Source organism: Alcanivorax sp. REN37 (assembly GCF_041102775.1).
Lineage (GTDB): Bacteria > Pseudomonadota > Gammaproteobacteria > Pseudomonadales > Alcanivoracaceae > Isoalcanivorax > Isoalcanivorax beigongshangi.
Genome location: NZ_JBGCUO010000001.1, coordinates 1551439 through 1568283, shown reverse-complemented (window position 1 = coordinate 1568283; position 16845 = coordinate 1551439). Strand labels below are relative to the sequence as shown.

Here is a 16845-nt window from a genome sequence, read left to right as displayed (position 1 = left end):
ATGCAAGCACAGATTCAAAAAACCCGCTGGACCGAGCACGAAGCGGCCCTGCGTGCAGTACGCGATACCGTCTTCATCCGTGAGCAACGGGTACCGCCGGAGCTGGAGTGGGACGAACACGACAGCGCGTCGGTGCACTTCCTCGCCGCGCTGCCGGACGGCACCGCCGTAGGCTGTGTGCGGCTGATGGCTTCCGGCCAAATCAGTCGACTGTCGGTACTGAGCGATTATCGCAACCACGGCATCGGCAAGGCGCTGGTGTGCGCCGCAGAGGATGAAGCGCGCCAACAAGGGCGCGACGAAATTTTCCTGCACGCCCAGACCCACGCCACCAGCTTCTATGAGTCGCTCGGCTTCTCAGTGACCGGCGGCATCTTCCTGGAAGCCAACATCCCGCACCGGCAGATGTTCAAAATCCTCGACTGATGCAGCATCCAGATCGGCCGTCAGCTGCCACAGCTGATGGCCGCTCAATTGGTACTTTTCTTCAAAGTCGGTGAGGAACGGTGGCTGCGCGGTGTACGCGGCGGTCTCAGCGCGGTGCCCAGAGCAGGCTAGCGCCAGCGCCATTTCCTCGGCATAAATCGGCCAATTAGTACGCAGCTCCAGCTGCCCTCCCAGACGCAGCAACTCCGCCCACGCCGGGTGCCCATGCCACCGCCGACGCAGATGCCCCGGCTTCGGCCATGGGTTGGGGAACCACAAGGCGTGGTGAGCCAGGCGCCAGCCGGCGGCCACCGCCAGACGCCAGAAATCACCGGCCTCGGCCCGCAGCCACAGTAAGTTGTCCGGCAGCTGTTCAAAGCGCCGACCGCCGCGTTGCAAGCGGTCCGCTGATTGGTCCAGCCCGATCACCAAAGACTGCGGCCAACGTTCGGCCAACACCAGCGTCGAGCGGCCAGTGCCGCAACCGGAATCCAGCACCAGCGGTCGCTGCGCCCCTTGCCGGGCGCGCCAGTTCTCCGCCAGATCGAACGCCGCGCGCGTATGCGCTGCCACCGGGCCCTGCCAGGGACGGGACAGATGCCGCCGCACTACCCGCTCCAAGTCCGGATGCGGCCCTGGCTGGCTGCTTTGTACCGTTCGACTGTTGCCGCTCATGGCCTCTCGCCCTTGATTGCAAAGCGGGGCATGATAGCCCAATCCCCTCACCAGCCAAGTGATGCCATGCGCCGACTCGCCCTGCTCTGCCTGCTGTTGTGGAGTCTGCCCGCCGCGATGGCGTCAGAGCAGACCTATATTTTGCACAGCCTCAATGCCAGCGGTCTGGCCACCGCACTGCGACCGCTACTGCCGGTGGAGGCAGTGCTGATTCCTTACCAGGATCGGCTAATCCTGCGCACCACCGCCGAACATTACGCTGAGTTGCTACCGCTGATTCAAGAACTGGACCGACCACCGCGCTCGCTGCGTATCAGTCTGCGCCGCAGCGGCAGCCAACGAGAACAGAGCCAAAGCCTAGACCGCCACGGCATCGCTGCGCGGCAACAGTCGGGGCAGGATCAACAACAGATCACTCTGATCGCGCTAGAGGGCCACAGTGCCCACATTGATCAGGGCACGCTGGTACGGCTCACCGGTTTGTATGGTGAAACTTATTTGGCAGAGCTGGAAGGCGGCCTGGAAGTATTGCCGCAAGTGGATCGCGATGGCGGCGTGCGGCTGCAACTGGGGCAGCGAGAGGTACAGTGGCACGCGGACAGCGGCCAGGCAGCGACCCAAACGCTGCGCACTACCCTATCGCTGTCACCAGGGCGCTGGCGCGAAGTCGGCCATCTGCAGATCCAGCAACGCAGCCGCCAGCTGGGCACCGACGGGGTACAGACCAGCCGCTCGCAAGTATCGCTGCCCTTGGAAGTGAAGGTAGAACTGATCGACCCCTGATGCTGGACTCGGCTCAGAACCGGCCACCGAACTGCAACGCCAGCCCACGGCTGTCGCCGCGACCAATCAGGGCTGCCACGTCCAAATTCAACACCCCAAATGGCGTCAGTCCGACGCCAGCGGTCCAGGCGCCGACCACCTGCTGCTGCAGATCGTGGCGATAGCCCACACGCAGCTGGCCCAACCAACGCACGCCCAGCTCCAATCCAGCCTGGGCATACTGGGTACCGACCACCTCGCCATAACCCGGCCGCGGCAGCAGCTCCACGTCCAACTCAGCTTGCAACACGCCCCAGCGGGCGCCGGCGCCGAGCGCCAGTTCTGGACGCATGCGGTAGCGGCTCTGCTCCGGCCCGCGGTAACTGACCGGCACCAAGTTGCGCCCCCGTAGTGCCAGCGCATAACCGCCGAGCGGCTTCAATACACCGAAATCCAGGTTGGCGCCCTGCCGATCCTCGCGGTGACGTGAATCGGCAATATCGTATTCATCGAACTCAGCGATGCGGGCGTCATAATGCAGCAGCCGCACATCCTGCAGCGCTAACGTGGCGCCCCAGTGGAAAGTGCCGAGTACGTCATGCTCGGTGCTCAGCGCACCCATTAGCGCCACTTCGCTGATCGCTACTCCGCTGCCGCGCATGCGGCTGTGCATATCCTCTTGCTCGATGCCGGGCAGCGGCGCCGCCAGCAATGCCGCGTCGCGATCGTCATAGTGCAGCCGGGCCGCCAATCGGGTGTCGTTTCGCACCACCAATGCCAACGGCAACCGGGAAATCACCGCCGCCGTGACCGCCCCCAACTCGCCTTGCACCGGCTGCCGTGAAAGCTGGCGTAGCTGTGCATCAATGCGGCCCGGCAACGCCGGGTCGAGGGCCTGCCACGCGGTCAACTGATCCAAGTCTCGCTGCAGGCTGTCGATGCCATCGAGCACCCGGTCACCGTCGTAGACCGCCACGCCACCGCCAATCAGCAGTTCGGCCACACCCTCGCGGGTGGTGGCCAGCAGAGCCGGGTTACCGGCCAAGTAAGCCCGATCGCCCGATACCAACCCGGCACCACCGCGCCCCAGTGCACGCGCATCGGCCACCGCCGCCACCTCTACGCTCAGGCTGCACAGCAGCAGCCCCAGGCCCCAACGCACCCAACCCATGGCGTCTCTCTATTGTCCTGGTGCCAGACCAGAACCGGTCCGGCGGGCGCGAAGTGTAAAATTGTTTCCTTGAAACACCTAGACCGCTGGTGCTATTGGCGACTCCAGACATAAAAAAAGCCCCGCTAGGCGGGGCTTTTTAGTGTTGCTACTGCGCCTTACGCGCCGTATTTGGCTTTCGCCTCACGGCGGCGACGGTGCAATACCGGCTCGGTGTAGCCGTTCGGCTGCGCGCGGCCTTGGAACACCAACTCGCAGGCAGCCTGGAAGGCCACGTTGTCGTCGAAGTTCGGTGCCAGATTGCGGTACAGCGGGTCACCTGCGTTCTGCTGGTCCACCACTTCCGCCATGCGGCGCATGGAATCCATCACCTGCTCTTCAGTGCACACACCATGGTGCAGCCAGTTGGCAATGTGCTGGCTGGAAATGCGCAGAGTGGCGCGGTCTTCCATCAGGCCGACACCATTGATATCCGGCACTTTGGAGCAGCCCACGCCTTGGTCGATCCAGCGTACAACGTAGCCGAGGATGCCCTGGCAGTTGTTGTCCAGTTCCTGCTTGATCTCCTCAGCGCTCCAGTTGACCTGCTTGGCCAGCGGAATGGTGAGGATCGCATCCAGATCCGCCATCGGGCGGCTCATCAGCTGGTCTTGGATAGATGCCACATTAACTTGGTGGTAATGCATCACGTGCAGAGTGGCCGCAGTCGGGGACGGTACCCAAGCGGTATTGGCGCCAGCTTTCGGGTGACCGATTTTGGCTTCCATCATCGCTTTCATTTCGTCCGGCATGGCCCACATGCCCTTGCCGATCTGGGCACGGCCTTTCAGGCCGCCACGCAGACCGTTGTCCACGTTCCAGGCCTCATAGGCACCGATCCATGGCTCTGCCTTGATGTCGTTTTTGCGCACTACGGCGCCAGCTTCCATGGAGGTATGGATCTCGTCACCGGTGCGGTCGAGGAAACCGGTATTGATGAAGATCACGCGCTCCTTGGCAGCAGCGATACAGGCTTTCAGGTTCACCGTGGTACGGCGCTCTTCGTCCATGATGCCGATTTTGAGGGTGTTCTTCGGCAGGCCCAGTGCCTGCTCCACCCGCTCGAACAGCTCGATGGCGAATTCCACTTCTTCCGGACCGTGCATCTTCGGCTTCACGATGTAGACCGAGCCTTCCACCGAGTTGCGCACGCCGTCTTGTTTCTTCAGGTCGTGCATCGCCGCCAGCACGGTCACCATGCCGTCGAGGATGCCTTCCGGCACTTCGGCGCCATTGAACAGGATGGCGTCGTTGGTCATCAGGTGGCCAACGTTGCGCACCAGCAGCAGTGAGCGGCCTTTCAGCACCAGCTCGCCGCCGTCTTTGGCGTTGTAGACGCGGTCGCTGTTCAGCTCGCGGGTCAGCGTGCGGCCGCCCTTGGCGAAGCTTTCCTGCAGATCGCCCTTCATCAGGCCGAGCCAGTTTTTGTACGCCAGCACCTTGTCTTCTGCGTCCACTGCGGCAACCGAGTCTTCGCAGTCCTGAATCGCGGTAATGGCAGACTCCAGCAGCAAGTCTTTAACTTGCGCCTTGTCCTCCGCGCCGATCGGGTGGTTAGCGTCGATTTGGATTTCGATGTGCAGGTTGTTGTTGCGCACCAGGATGCCGGTCGGGGCATTGGCGTCGCCGAGGAAGCCCACGTACTGGGACGGATCCTTCAGTGCCACGTCTTCGCCGCCGACGGTCGCCAGCAGCGCACCGTCCTTGATTTGGTAACGGGTGGCGTCGTGATGGGAGCCCTGAGCCAGCGGCAACGCGGTATCCAGCAGGTCGCGACCGTAGGCAATCACTTTGGCGCCACGCTTGGGGTTGTAAGCGCCACCGCGCTCGGCACCGCCTTCATCGGAAATCACGTCGCTGCCGTAGAGCGCGTCGTACAGGCTGCCCCAGCGCGCGTTGGCAGCGTTGAGCGAGTAACGGGCGTTCATCACCGGTACCACCAGCTGCGGGCCGGCGATGGTGGCGATTTCCGGGTCCACGTTCTCGGTGGTGGCGCTGAAGTCCGCCGCTTCCGGCAGCAGGTAGCCGATCTCGGTCAGGAACGCTTTGTACTCGTCCATGTTGATCGGCTGGCCCTTGCGCGCTTGGTGCCACGCATCGATCTTGACCTGCAGCGCATCGCGCTTGGCCAGCAGCGCCTGGTTCTTCGGCGCCAGGTCAGTGAGGATGCCTTCCAGCTGGGACCAGAAATGTTCCGGATCCACGCCGGTGCCAGGGATGATCTCATCGACTACCAGATCGTGGAGAACACGGGCGATCTCCAGTGAGCCTTTCGTGATGCGCTCGGACATAATTCGGCTACCTTTTGGACTTAACGTAACAGCGGAACGCCCGGGCGTGGGCCGGGCACGATTAGCGGGCCGGATTCTAGCTGAAAATCCGCCTCTTTTCATGGGTGTCCTCCCTCAACGGCAGGACTTACCGGTCAGTGGAACAGATTGACCAGCTCCAGCCGGTGTTCAGCCCGGCTGCCTTCGCGCTTGAAGCCCTGTTCCAGTTCGGCGAAATCGAACAGCTTGGTGTCGGCCAGCTGGCTTGGCGCCACATTCTGCAGCGCCGCGAAGATGTTTTCGATACGCCCCGGAAACTCTCGATCCCATTGCTGCAGCATCGCCTTAATCGCCTGGCGCTGCAGATTGTCCTGCGAACCGCACAAGTTGCAGGGAATGATCGGGAAGTTGCTGAGTTCGGAGAACTTGGCGATGTCTTTCTCACGGCAATAGGCCAGCGGCCGGATCACCATGTTGCGGCCGTCATCACTGCGCAGCTTCGGTGGCATGGCTTTCATCTTGCCGCCGTAGAACATGTTCAGGAACAGCGTCTCGATGATGTCGTCGCGGTGGTGACCGAGGGCAATCTTGTTAGCGCCGATTTCCTCGGCAAAGCCGTACAGGCTGCCGCGCCGCAAGCGGGAACACAGCGCACAGGTGGTTTTCCCCTCCGGCGTTTTCTCGCGCACGATCGAGTAGGTGTCTTTTTCGAGGATGTGGTACGCCACTCCTTCGCGCTCCAGATACTCCGGCAGAATGTGCTCGGGGAAGCCCGGCTGCTTCTGGTCCAGATTCACAGCCACCAGTTCGAAGCGGATCGGCGCCGACATCTGCAAATTGCGCAAGATTTCCAACATGGTGTAGGAATCTTTGCCGCCGGACAGGCACACCATCACCTTGTCGCCATCTTGGATCATGTTGAAATCGGCGATGGCCCGGCCGGTTTCCCGCCGCAGGCGTTTCTGCAGCTTGTTGTAACGGATACGGTCCTTGGGCGACAAAGCGTCGTCGGTGGCGAGCGTCATGGATGAATTCCGCAGTGCTGGGTGTCAGGTGGTCTTGATGCGTCGAATCACCTTGCGGTACAGCGCCGGGAACCAGCGCTTGAGGTAGATGCCGACTACTTCACGGCCGCCGATGATAACCTGCTCGCGGTCCTGCTGCACGGCACGGATGATGCGCGCGGCGCAGACCTCCGGCGCCATCGCCGCGTCTTGGTGCGGGTCCATGATGCCGTGCTTGCCGCCGTCGGCGGTGATGGCATTGATCGACACATTGGTGCGCACGAAACCGGGCATCACCATGGTCACCCGCAATCCTTGGTCGTGCTCCTCGGCGCGCAAGGCGTCGAACCAACCGTGCAGCGCATGCTTGCTGGCGCAATAGGCGGAACGCATCGGCGTCGGCAACTCACCGACCAAACTGGAAATCACCACCATACGGCCGCCACCTTGGGCCAGCATCTGCGGCAGTACTGCTTTCGCCATGGCGATGGCGCCGAAATAGTTCAGCTCCATCACCCGGCGGTCCACCGCCAGTTCGGTATCCGCTACGCGCGAACGCTGGCTGATGCCACCGTTATTAACGAGGATGTCGACGCCACCGAATTCGCGCTGAACCCGCTCCGCCGCTGCGGTGATCTGGTCCGGGTCAGTGAGATCCAACGGCACCACGGCATGACGCTCGGGATGTGGTAAGGATTGACGCACCCGCTCCAGTTCACTTTCACGACGTGCCGACAGCAGCACCCGCGCGCCTTGGATCGCAAATGCCTGCGCCAACGCTTCACCGATGCCGCTAGAGGCGCCGGTGATCCAGACCCGCTGATCTTTAAAGGAATGGGTGGCCATGCTGTGCGTCTCCGGACTGGACTGAAGACGCCATGATGCCGAGCACGGCGGCATCAGAAAAGGGGGATGGCGCCCTGCGGCAGGCGCCGCCGGTGCCAATGGATTACTTCAGTTCCCGGGACGACAGCCCAAGCAGGTGGCGGGCCACAATCAATTGCTGGATCTGCTGGGTGCCTTCAAAGATATCGATGATCTTCGAGTCTCGCGCCAGTTTTTCCAGCAGCGTGTGCTCGCTGTAACCAAGCGCTCCGCACAGTTCCACGCACTTGAGGGTGACCTCGGTGCCCATGCGCCCGGCTTTGGCCTTGCACATCGATGCTTGCATCGAGTTCGGCTGGCTATTGTCAGCCATCCACGCGGCCTGCCAGGTCATCAGTCGGGCCGCTTCTAGATCAGCCTCCATGCGGTACAGCTCGGCCTCGATCGCGGTGCTGTTGTTGAGCGTGCGCGCGTAGTCAGCTTTCACACCTTCCGCTGCCAGCAACTCGCGGGTAATTTCCAGCGCGGCGCGGGCTACCCCCAACGCCATCGCCGCCACCGCCGGCCGGGTGTTATCAAAGGTCTGCATTACCCCGCCGAACGCCTTGCGGCGCGCAGCATCGGTGTCGCCCACGCTTTCTTGGCCGAGCAAGTGGTCGCGGGGAATGCGGCAGTTCTGGAACGACAGCGCAGCGGTGTCAGATACCCGCAGCCCCATTTTGTCCTCCACCCGCAACAGCGTTAAACCCGGGGTGCCCTTGGGCACAATGAAGGACTTAATCGCGCCCTTACCCTTGCTGCGATCCAGCGTCGCCCACACCACCACCGCCTCGCAGCGCTGGCCGCCGGTGCAGAAAATCTTCTCGCCGTTGAGCACCCACTCGTCACCGTCCAGCACCGCCGTAGTCGCCACCGCAGCGGAATCAGAACCGGCTTCCGGCTCCGTGATCGCCATGGCGCAGTACAGCTTGCCGAAACGCTCTTTTTGTTCCGGCGTGCCCACTGCACTGATAGCGGCATTGCCCAGCCCTTGGCCGGGAATCGACAGCAGCAGGCCAACGTCTCCCCAGCACAGCTCCTCACCCACCACCACGGCGGCCAAGTTGACGCCGTTACGCACCGCACCCGGCTCCGACTCGCCCGCACCCGGCGCGCCGCCCTTGCGGCTGAGCTGGGCGCGCATCTGCGCCAGCGGCACCAGTTCTTCCGGGGTTGGACAGTGCTCGATTCGGTCATACTTGCGGCTGATCGGACGCAGCATCGACACCGCCACCTGGTGGCTCATCTGCTGCAGATTCTTCAGTTTGGTCGGCAGTTCGTAGTTGATCATGATGGTCTCCTTACACCAGCGCCGTCCCTTCGAGCACGCCGATGGCGCGCAGATTGCGGTACCACATTTCCAGCGGCACATCGCGGATGAAGCCCGCACCGCCGAACAGCTGAATGCCGTCGGTGCCGATCTTCATGGCCTTGTCGGCGCACAGCACCCGCGCCAAATACGCCTCACGATGGAACGGCAGGCCCTGCTCGGCGCGGCTGGCCGCATTCCAAACCAATGCCCGCATCGCTTCCAGCTCGATGCCGATGTCTGCCACCATGAACGCCACCGACTGGCGCCAAGCAATCGGCTCGCCGAACGCCTTGCGCTCCTTAACGTACGGAATGCAGGTATCCAGCACCGCCTGACAGCAGCCTACCGCCAAGGCGCAGATGCCGATGCGCGACAGATCCACCAAGCGTTGCAGGTCGAAGTCCACCAACCGGTGATCGGCCGGCACCAATACCCCCTGCAACCGCACAGTGGCGGTTTCCACCGCACGCAGTCCCATATACGACTCGGCTTCACGGGTCAGGCCGGCGCTATCGGTGGGCACCACAAACGCCGCCGGTTCGCCGTCACATTCGGCGATCACCAGCAGCTGATCTGCTTGCAGTCCCATAATCACCAATCGCTTTTCGCCGTCCAGGCGGTACTGGTCGCCCTGCACCACGGCGCGAGTCGTGAGTTCGGACGGCTCAAAGGTGGCGCGCGGTTCCATCAACGCAATACTGGCCGCCACGTAGTGCTCCTGCGCCAGCGGCGCTAGAAACTGTTCTTGCTGGGCAGCACTACCGAAATCCACCAGCGCATTCACAAAGCCCTGCGGTGCCAGCATCGCCAACGCCAGCGACATATCGCCATACGCCAAGTCTTCGGCATTGAGCAAGTTGGACATCGGCGAGCGCGGCAAGCCGGCACCGCCGCACAGCTCCGGCATCGGCAACAGCGCGAGTCCCAGTTCGGCGCTATGGCGCAGCACTGCGTCAGGCACCGTCGCTGCTTCGTCAGCGGCACGGGCGGCCGGACGCAGTACATCGCGGGCCAGTCGGCGCATGCTTTCGCGGCTGATACGCTGGTCTTCGGTCAGCGTCAGATCCAGCAAGGCATCAGTCATGGTGGGGCTTCTCCTTCACAGGCCGGCGCCGCCCGGCGCCGGCATTCGATCGATGCAGGATGCTGGCACGCCACCCGGTTGGACAAAAGGTCAGGATCGCTCAACTGCCCGGTCGACAATGATTGATCTGGCCAATCAGCAGCAGTGGACGGCGAGGCGATTTGTGCTATACCAGCCCGCTGCCCAAGATGGGCTCGCGTACACCGGCACAGGGAGGGGCGATTCTGGATACCACCACGGAAGACAGGCTGCGGCAGCGGGAACCGCTACAGCGTTTGCGACTAGGGCTCTATTCCTACCTGCTGCTGTGGGCAGCCACCCTGCTCGGCATCCGCACCGGCTTGCTACAGGCTGACACGCCACACTGGCTGCTGTTCGGTGCTGCCCTGCTGGTCACGCTGCTGCTAGCGCTACAGTCACGTTACTGTCCCGGGCGTGATCCCAGCACCCTTGCCTTTCCGCACCTGGCCGTGGCCACAGCACTGGTTTCCGCGCTGATGTACTACGCCAATGAAGTGCGCGACATGATGATGTTCTGCTACTTCATCATCATGACGTTCGGCTTATTCACGCTGCGACTGCGCCAACTGATATTGCTGGCGGCATTGATCCTGTGCTGTGCCGGACTGCTCGATGCGTTGGAATGGCAGCGGCAGGCGGACAACAAGGCGCTGCTACCGACGCTGGCACAACTGTCGCTGCTGATCGGCGGGCTGGCTTGGTTCATCTATATAGGTGCCCATCTGCGGCTGTTTCGCCGCCGCGAACGGCAGCAGCAATTGCGCTTGGCAGCCCAGCAACAGCATTTGGAGGCCACCAACCAACGGCTGCGCGACGCACTGGAAGCGTTGGAGCAGATGGCAATCCGCGATCCGTTGACCGGCATCTATAACCGCCGCTACTTCATGGAACGCTTGCACCAGGAAGTGGCACGTTGCCAGCGCCACCCGCGCCCACTGCATCTGGCGATGTTGGATCTGGACCATTTCAAGCGCATCAATGACCAGTACGGCCACCCGGCCGGTGACCGGGTATTGGAGCAAGTGGCGGAGATCCTCGGCAGCCTGCTGCGGCGTACTGACCTGCTGGCTCGTTACGGCGGCGAGGAATTTGCCTTACTGCTAGTGGACCTGAGCGACAGCGGCGCGCGCCAAGTGCTGGCGCGACTGCAACAGCGGCTGGCCGACCCGGCGGTGCAAGCGATTTTACCGCAGCCGGTGACCTTTTCTGCCGGTGTGGCCGCCTGGCGCCCGAACGACAGCGCCGAACAACTGATCGAGCGCGCCGACCAGGCTCTCTACGCGGCCAAACATGCAGGCCGCGATCGCGTGGCGAGCGCCGACGACTGACACTATACTGCCGGCCCACCACAACACCCCGGAGCCGGCGGCATGGACACCCTCAACAACCCTTCACTGCGCAAGCGCGTTGACCAGTTCATCACGGACGCCGGCGACGACGCCCTGACCTGGGTGGAAATCCACGGTCTGATGTGCGCGGTGGCCACCGGCCCGGAAGCCCCGGCCGACTGGCCGGCGGCCTGCCACGCTGAGGACCAGGTACCGGCTGACATCGCTGCCGCCTTGGTCAACCTGAAAGACCGTATCGCCGCCACGCTTGGCGCCGGCGAGCCGATCAAGCTACCTTGCCGCCTCGACCCCTACGCCGAAGACGAAGGCGCCGACCTTGCCAGCTGGTGTGCCGGCTTCATGGCCGGGGTCTATCTGCAGGAAGCCGCTTGGTACGCCGCGGACGAAGACACCGCGGCCAACCTGCTGCTGCCCATGGTGCTGATCGCCGGCCTCGATGATGACCCAGCACTGGATGACCTGTGGCAAGACAGCAAGCTGGTGCGGCAGATGGCGATGGGCATTCCCGAGCTGCTGGAAGAGTTGTTCCTGTTCTACCACGCACCGGATCTCGCCAGCGGTGAAGACGCAGACGGCGACGACCAAGACGACTGAGCGCGGCTCAGGGCACCAACGTCAAATGGCTGGTGTCCGGCGTGGCCGGCACCTCGCCGCTGACGGCGTTTTCCAATACCGCTCCGACCGGCGCCAGACTCAAATGGGAAATGTCCGGCGCCACTGAGGTCACGGCTTGCTGCTGTACCCCCAGATCAGCCCCCACCTCCGACACTGAAAACGCCCCACTGAAACCACTGCCGCCGCGGCGGATAGTACCGACCATATCGAGATCTGCGCCGGTTTCCGCTTGGCCAGACACGCGGTCTGACGCAGCACCGGCAATATCGGCGGAGCGCGGCTCCGCAGCAGGCGCTGGAACCGGCGCGGTTACGGCTGTCGTCACCGGCGCTGCCGGTTCCACCTCGCAGAGCGCACCGGCCTGCCGCAGGGCCGCTTTAAAACGCATCATGGTGGCTTGATCCACCCCCTTTTTCAGTTGCACTCGGCGGCCACTGAACAACGCGGCGGCAGCACTGTCGTTCAGGCGAAATAGCTGCTGTAACCGCGACTGCACCTGCTCCGGCGCTTCCCCGCGCGCCACTTCACCTGCAAAAAATATGTTGAATCCAGTCACCCTCATTCCCCTATTTTTCAACTTCACTGAGCGCCTCAAGCCAGGCTAAGAAGCGCTCTAAAGCCTGTATTCATGCCCATATAAGGCATTCCAAAATTATTTGATTTTTATTTTTTTACGTTTCAAATCAATCGCATGCAGCTGTAAAAATTCACGCACTGACATATTCGTTCCGCAAACGCTGTTCTACGATGAACGCCGCTGATTGAAACAGTGTTCGGCGTCGTCCGGTCCAGCTCTCCGGTCCGGGCAGCGCCACGATGACTGCAGCGGCCGCTGCCCTATCGGGCCGGTGTTGCAGACGCCCTTGTCACTTAGGAGATGTCCACAATGAAGCTGACTCCCGCACGCTTGGCAACCATTGCCGCTGCGTCCCTGCTGATGACTGCCTGCGCCAGCACCCCGGCGCCCACCGCTGAACTGGCGGCGGCGGAGTCGGCGGTGGCTCGCGCCCAGAACGCCGAGATTCCCCTGGACGGTCGGGTCAACCTGACCTCCGCCCGGGAGAAGCTGGAGCTGGCCCGCAAGGCCGTGAGCAACAAGCAAAACGACCTCGCCCGCCGTCTGGCCGAGGAAGCCCGCCTGGATGCGGAACTGGCGATGGCCAAAGCCAATAGCCAGAAAGCCCGCGCCGCGGCTGAGGAAATGCAGCGCAACATCCAAACGCTGCAGAGCGAAATCCGTTACGGCCAAGGAGCACAGTAATCATGAAACAATTTAAACTGGCCGCCATGGCCGCGGTATTGGGTACCACTGTCGCCGTTGCCGGCTGCTCATCCACGCCGCCGTCCTACCCGGACCTGACGTCCGCCCAGCAGCAGCTGGATGGCTTCCGCCAAGACGCTAATGTCGCCAACTACGCGCCGGTACAATTGCGTGAAGCCGAGCGTGCGGTGAACAATGCCTCCCAGGCGCTGCAGGACAAGAAAGATCCGACTGAGATCAACCACCTGATCTACATGGCAAAAGGCAAATTGGCGCTGACCCAGGCCGAAGCCGAACGCCGCGGCGCCGAAGAGCGTGCTAAGAAATTGGCCCGTGATCGCGACGCGACCATCCTCGACGCCCGCACCCGCGAAGCGGCCATGCTGCGTGAGGAACTGAACGCAAAAAAAACTGACCGTGGCATGGTGATTACCCTCGGTGACGTACTGTTCGCCACCGGCCAAGCCACGTTGCAGCCCGGCGCCCGCGCCAACCTGGACAAACTGGTGCAGTACCTGAATGAGTACAGCGACCGCACCGTGTCCGTGGAAGGCCATACCGACTCCACCGGCAGCGACGCTATCAACCGTCGCCTGTCGCAGGATCGCGCCGAGGCTGTGAAGGGTTACCTGACCTCCCGTGGTATCGCTGGCAGCCGCGTCACCGCGGTAGGCAAGAGCCAAGATTACCCGGTGGCCAGCAACAGCACTGCCGAAGGCCGACAGCAGAACCGTCGCGTGGAAATCATCATTTCCCAGTGATCGGCGCTGTCAAAAAAACCCGGGCTTGCCCGGGTTTTTTCATTTCTGCGTGACTGCTTCAATCCTGCGCACTACCGCCGCGACAGTTCGGCGACGGATTGGCTTCTCCGCCCCGCTGCTGCCACTCCTCTGGCGTATAGGTATGCAGCGCCAGCGCATGCACCGGCACCGGCATCAACTCCCTTACCAACGCGTAGATACGCTGGTGACGCTGCACCGGTCGCTGGCCAGCAAAGGCGTCAGACACCAATACCAGTTTGAAATGGGAGTCAGTGGCCGGACCGCTATGGCGGTGGCTTTCGTTCTCCAGCTCGAAGTGGCTCAGCGGCAAAGCGTCGCGCACCAAGCGCTCCAGTGTGCGGGCAGTATCGCTCATGACGATTCCTCAGTCGGTGGTGGCAGTGCGTCCTGCCACAACGGTTCATAGGCGGTGCGCAGCAACGGTTCGCCGTTGCCATCGGGACCGAAATAATGGGGCGCGTCGTGGCCGGCCTGCCACGCTGGCCAGGGGGGCATCTCCCCGCGGGCCAGCCCGCCCCACACCGATGCCACCTGCTGCGCCAGTGCCGCCGCACCCGGTCCACCGCCAGTGAACAGTCGGCCCAGCGGCGACTCGGTGTTGTCGAACACAAACGGCACATCCACCACATGGGGGGTGCCGAGCGGCACGCCCATCAGCGTGGTGGGCCAGGTGAACAGGTAGCCCCAGCTCTGGCCACCGGCCGCCGCGTGGGCATCCAGCAACCGCCGGGTCGGCACCCGAAACAGCCGGTCAGACTCCATCGCACTGAAGATATCGAGCCGGCTGCGCGCCGGGTCTACATCGACGTGCTCGCTGTAAAGCTGCCAGGCCTGCTGGTGGTGCTGCGGCAGCAATCGCTCGAAACGGCTCTGCAGACTGCTGTCATCCACCTCGCGCAGCGCGTCCATGGATTTGCCGCCGTTATAGGGCGGCGCATAGACGAACAGATGGTATTCATCACGGCAAGCACCCGCCAACAGCCATTTGTCACGCGCCACACCGCGGGCGATGGCCTGCAGCGGCGGCTCTGGCAGCAACTCGCCGTCCACCGCCGGCAGGAACGGCATGCCGTACTGCGGCACGCGGTCACTCATGGCCCGCGCCACCGGCTCTTTCATGGCGGCCCGCTGAGCGCGCACAAACTCCGCCGCCGGTGCATGCTCGAGATCGTCCAACAGTGCCGGGTTGGCGGCCAACACCAACTCCGTAACACGCTGGGCTTCCTCCGGGCTGACCACCATGTCGGCGGCACCGGATTGCACCACCGCGCGGTGGAACAGCGACCGGGCGCTGGGCACCGCCAGCAAGGTGGCCACACTAAAGCCGCCGGCAGACTCGCCAAACAGAGTGACTTGATCTGCCGCGCCACCGAACGCGGCAATGTGCTCCTGCACCCAACCCAGCGCCGCGATTTGGTCGCGCAGGCCGAGGTTGCTGTCCGCGTCCGGAATGCGGTGACGGAACCAGCCATACCCCCAGACGCCGAGCCGATACCCGACGTTCACGACGATCACATTTTGGCTCCGAGCCAGGTTGGCGCCGTGGTACAGCAGTTGCGACGGCGAGCCGGAGGTGTAGCCACCGCCATGCAGCCACACCATCACCGGGAATGGGCCGTCGCCGTACGGCACCCAAATATTCAGCGCCAGACAGTCGTCGCCAATCGGCTCGCCGAGCATGGCGCTGGCTTCCTGCCAGGCGGCCGCCGGATAGCGGTCGGCGCGGCGCACGCCCTGCCACGCCGACACCGGCTGCGGCGCCCGGAACCGCAGCGCCCCCACCGGGGCTGCGGCGTAGGGTACGCCACGGAATTCCGTGACGCCGTCATCGCGACGCAAGCCTTCAATCACTCCACAGGACAACTGCACCTGGCTCATGCCCACTCCTTCAATGCGGCACTGGATTCGGGCTCCGATGATGCCTGATGGCGACGGCCAGCAACACCGTCGGCGAGCAATCCACACCCGCAGCGGGTGTTATCGGCTGGCCAGTCCTTTATAATGCGCGCCGCCCGGGCCTGAGGCTGGCGTCGCACAGGTTGCGCCGGTCGGTCCACGCCCTTTTCCGCCCACTGGGCGACAACTGGAGATGATTCATGAAAGCACCCGTTCGCGTCGCGGTCACCGGTGCCGCAGGCCAGATCAGCTACTCCCTGCTGTTCCGCATCGCTGCCGGCGACATGCTCGGCAAAGACCAGCCCGTGATTCTGCAACTTCTGGAAATCACCCCGGCTCTGGAAGCGCTCAAGGGCGTGGCCATGGAGCTGGACGACTGCGCGTTCCCGCTGCTGGCGGGTATCGTTCAGAGTGACGACCCGAAGGTGGCTTTCAAGGACGCTGACTACGCTCTGCTGGTTGGCGCCCGTCCGCGCGGCCCGGGCATGGAGCGCAAGGACTTGCTGGAAGCCAACGCCGCGATCTTCTCCGTTCAGGGCAAGGCGATCAACGAAGTAGCCAGCCGTGACATCAAAGTGCTGGTGGTCGGCAACCCGGCCAACACCAACGCCTTGATCGCCCAGCGCAACGCGCCGGACATCAACCCGCGCCAATTCACCGCCATGACCCGCCTCGACCACAACCGTGGCATGGCACAGCTGGCCGAGAAACTGGGCAAGACCGTCAACGACGTGAAGAAAATGACGATCTGGGGCAACCACTCCTCCACCCAGTACCCGGACCTGCACCACACCTTGGTGGACGGTAAAATCGCCGTCGACCAGATCGATGCTGACTGGTACGCCAACAGCTACATCCCTGATGTACAGCAGCGCGGCGCCGCCATCATCAAAGCCCGTGGCGCCTCCTCTGCGGCCTCTGCTGCCAACGCGGCCATTGACCACATGCGCTCCTGGGCGCTGGGCACCGCCGAAGGCGACTGGGTGTCCATGGGCATCTACAGCGACGGCTCCTATGGCATCCAGGAAGGTCTGATCTACTCCTTCCCGTGCGTGTGCAAAAACGGTGACTGGGAAATCGTCCAAGGCTTGGATGTGAACGACTTCTCCCGCGCCCGCATGCAAGCGACCGAGCAGGAGCTGGCCGAAGAACGCGATGCGGTACAGCACCTGCTGCCCTGATCATCTGCGTGTTTGACAGGACGGAGCCTACGGGCTCCGTTTTGCGTTGTGCGCCATTTTTATTGCGCGATCCGGCACCGGCCATCGGCGCCTTACTACCGTTGGCACCCCACTCCGGATGCGTTTTACACCG

17 protein-coding genes are annotated in these 16845 nt (G+C 63.1%); 7 read left to right on the top strand and 10 right to left on the bottom strand.

Translation table 11 applies throughout. The features are described 5' to 3' along the window. Positions 1-426, top strand: coding sequence for a GNAT family N-acetyltransferase (locus tag AB5I84_RS07055; RefSeq protein WP_369455156.1), 426 nt, complete (start codon positions 1-3; stop codon positions 424-426). Here the strand turns inward: AB5I84_RS07055 and trmB are convergent. Beyond that, positions 358-1101: a tRNA (guanine(46)-N(7))-methyltransferase TrmB gene (trmB, locus tag AB5I84_RS07050; protein WP_369455155.1), complete on the bottom strand. Its 744-nt coding sequence runs from the start codon at positions 1099-1101 to the stop codon at positions 358-360. The two genes, AB5I84_RS07055 and trmB, sit on opposite strands and share 69 nt — an antisense overlap. 66 nt (positions 1102-1167) lie before the next feature. Between trmB and AB5I84_RS07045 the strand changes: the two genes are divergently transcribed. Next, on the top strand, positions 1168-1884 hold the full coding sequence (locus AB5I84_RS07045) for a hypothetical protein (RefSeq protein WP_369455154.1): 717 nt from the start codon (positions 1168-1170) through the stop codon (positions 1882-1884). Between the two features lie 13 nt (positions 1885-1897). Here the strand turns inward: AB5I84_RS07045 and traF are convergent, their stop codons facing one another. From traF to AB5I84_RS07015, 6 genes are all read right to left on the bottom strand, one after another. Further along, entirely contained in the window at positions 1898-3034 is a 1137-nt protein-coding gene (traF, locus tag AB5I84_RS07040) for a conjugal transfer protein TraF (RefSeq protein ID WP_369455153.1), read from the bottom strand. Between the two features lie 158 nt (positions 3035-3192). Then, a complete protein-coding gene (locus AB5I84_RS07035; protein WP_369455152.1) occupies positions 3193-5364 on the bottom strand; it encodes a malate synthase G in 2172 nt (723 codons plus the stop codon). A 134-nt stretch (positions 5365-5498) separates the two neighbouring features. Beyond that, positions 5499-6368, bottom strand: a complete 870-nt coding sequence (gene ttcA, locus AB5I84_RS07030; RefSeq protein WP_369455151.1) for a tRNA 2-thiocytidine(32) synthetase TtcA — start codon at positions 6366-6368, stop codon at positions 5499-5501. A 24-nt stretch (positions 6369-6392) separates the two neighbouring features. Further along, positions 6393-7193 (bottom strand): SDR family oxidoreductase, encoded by an 801-nt coding sequence (locus tag AB5I84_RS07025; protein WP_369455150.1) that lies wholly within the window; start codon positions 7191-7193, stop codon positions 6393-6395. 103 nt (positions 7194-7296) lie between these two features. Beyond that, on the bottom strand, positions 7297-8502 hold the full coding sequence (locus AB5I84_RS07020; RefSeq protein ID WP_369455149.1) for an acyl-CoA dehydrogenase family protein: 1206 nt from the start codon (positions 8500-8502) through the stop codon (positions 7297-7299). A gap of 10 nt (positions 8503-8512) precedes the next feature. Beyond that, entirely contained in the window at positions 8513-9607 is a 1095-nt protein-coding gene (locus tag AB5I84_RS07015) for an acyl-CoA dehydrogenase family protein (protein ID WP_369455148.1), read from the bottom strand. 188 nt (positions 9608-9795) lie between these two features. Here AB5I84_RS07015 and AB5I84_RS07010 point away from each other — a divergent pair, with 188 nt between their 5' ends. Next, complete coding sequence (locus AB5I84_RS07010) at positions 9796-10956, top strand: GGDEF domain-containing protein (protein WP_369455147.1); 1161 nt, start codon at positions 9796-9798, stop codon at positions 10954-10956. 42 nt (positions 10957-10998) lie between these two features. After that, complete coding sequence (locus AB5I84_RS07005) at positions 10999-11571, top strand: YecA/YgfB family protein (protein ID WP_369455146.1); 573 nt, start codon at positions 10999-11001, stop codon at positions 11569-11571. Between the two features lie 7 nt (positions 11572-11578). On the opposite strand, the gene AB5I84_RS07000 is transcribed toward AB5I84_RS07005, so the two are convergent. Further along, positions 11579-12148 (bottom strand): hypothetical protein, encoded by a 570-nt coding sequence (locus AB5I84_RS07000; protein ID WP_369455145.1) that lies wholly within the window; start codon positions 12146-12148, stop codon positions 11579-11581. Positions 12149-12478: 330 nt separating this feature from the next. Between AB5I84_RS07000 and AB5I84_RS06995 the strand changes: the two genes are divergently transcribed. Together AB5I84_RS06995 and AB5I84_RS06990 are read left to right on the top strand one after the other, a co-directional pair. Continuing rightward, positions 12479-12853 carry a DUF4398 domain-containing protein gene (locus tag AB5I84_RS06995; RefSeq protein ID WP_369455144.1) on the top strand — a complete coding sequence of 125 codons (375 nt, stop codon included), beginning with the start codon at positions 12479-12481 and terminating at the stop codon, positions 12851-12853. 2 nt (positions 12854-12855) lie between these two features. Then, positions 12856-13614 carry an OmpA family protein gene (locus tag AB5I84_RS06990; protein WP_369455143.1) on the top strand — a complete coding sequence of 253 codons (759 nt, stop codon included), beginning with the start codon at positions 12856-12858 and terminating at the stop codon, positions 13612-13614. Between the two features lie 58 nt (positions 13615-13672). On the opposite strand, the gene AB5I84_RS06985 is transcribed toward AB5I84_RS06990, so the two are convergent. Together AB5I84_RS06985 and AB5I84_RS06980 are read right to left on the bottom strand one after the other, a co-directional pair. After that, complete coding sequence (locus AB5I84_RS06985; protein WP_369455142.1) at positions 13673-13990, bottom strand: BolA family protein; 318 nt, start codon at positions 13988-13990, stop codon at positions 13673-13675. After that, complete coding sequence (locus AB5I84_RS06980; protein ID WP_369455141.1) at positions 13987-15513, bottom strand: carboxylesterase/lipase family protein; 1527 nt, start codon at positions 15511-15513, stop codon at positions 13987-13989. Before AB5I84_RS06980 ends, AB5I84_RS06985 begins: the two co-directional genes overlap by 4 nt. 218 nt (positions 15514-15731) lie before the next feature. Between AB5I84_RS06980 and AB5I84_RS06975 the strand changes: the two genes are divergently transcribed. Next, on the top strand, positions 15732-16712 hold the full coding sequence (locus tag AB5I84_RS06975; protein ID WP_369455140.1) for a malate dehydrogenase: 981 nt from the start codon (positions 15732-15734) through the stop codon (positions 16710-16712). Positions 16713-16845: the final 133 nt, after the last annotated feature.

Bases quoted from the DNA above. Each gene is read 5' to 3' on its own strand.
- AB5I84_RS07015 (WP_369455148.1), bottom strand. From the start codon at position 9,607: ATGACTGATGCCTTGCTGGATCTGACGCTGACCGAAGACCAGCGTATC.
- AB5I84_RS06995 (WP_369455144.1), top strand. From the start codon at position 12,479: ATGAAGCTGACTCCCGCACGCTTGGCAACCATTGCCGCTGCGTCCCTG.
- traF (WP_369455153.1), bottom strand. From the start codon at position 3,034: ATGGGTTGGGTGCGTTGGGGCCTGGGGCTGCTGCTGTGCAGCCTGAGC.
- AB5I84_RS06985 (WP_369455142.1), bottom strand. From the start codon at position 13,990: ATGAGCGATACTGCCCGCACACTGGAGCGCTTGGTGCGCGACGCTTTG.
- AB5I84_RS07045 (WP_369455154.1), top strand. From the start codon at position 1,168: ATGCGCCGACTCGCCCTGCTCTGCCTGCTGTTGTGGAGTCTGCCCGCC.
- AB5I84_RS07005 (WP_369455146.1), top strand. From the start codon at position 10,999: ATGGACACCCTCAACAACCCTTCACTGCGCAAGCGCGTTGACCAGTTC.
- AB5I84_RS06980 (WP_369455141.1), bottom strand. From the start codon at position 15,513: ATGAGCCAGGTGCAGTTGTCCTGTGGAGTGATTGAAGGCTTGCGTCGC.
- AB5I84_RS07010 (WP_369455147.1), top strand. From the start codon at position 9,796: ATGGGCTCGCGTACACCGGCACAGGGAGGGGCGATTCTGGATACCACC.
- AB5I84_RS07020 (WP_369455149.1), bottom strand. From the start codon at position 8,502: ATGATCAACTACGAACTGCCGACCAAACTGAAGAATCTGCAGCAGATG.
- AB5I84_RS07025 (WP_369455150.1), bottom strand. From the start codon at position 7,193: ATGGCCACCCATTCCTTTAAAGATCAGCGGGTCTGGATCACCGGCGCC.
- AB5I84_RS06975 (WP_369455140.1), top strand. From the start codon at position 15,732: ATGAAAGCACCCGTTCGCGTCGCGGTCACCGGTGCCGCAGGCCAGATC.
- ttcA (WP_369455151.1), bottom strand. From the start codon at position 6,368: ATGACGCTCGCCACCGACGACGCTTTGTCGCCCAAGGACCGTATCCGT.
- AB5I84_RS06990 (WP_369455143.1), top strand. From the start codon at position 12,856: ATGAAACAATTTAAACTGGCCGCCATGGCCGCGGTATTGGGTACCACT.
- AB5I84_RS07035 (WP_369455152.1), bottom strand. From the start codon at position 5,364: ATGTCCGAGCGCATCACGAAAGGCTCACTGGAGATCGCCCGTGTTCTC.
- trmB (WP_369455155.1), bottom strand. From the start codon at position 1,101: ATGAGCGGCAACAGTCGAACGGTACAAAGCAGCCAGCCAGGGCCGCAT.
- AB5I84_RS07055 (WP_369455156.1), top strand. From the start codon at position 1: ATGCAAGCACAGATTCAAAAAACCCGCTGGACCGAGCACGAAGCGGCC.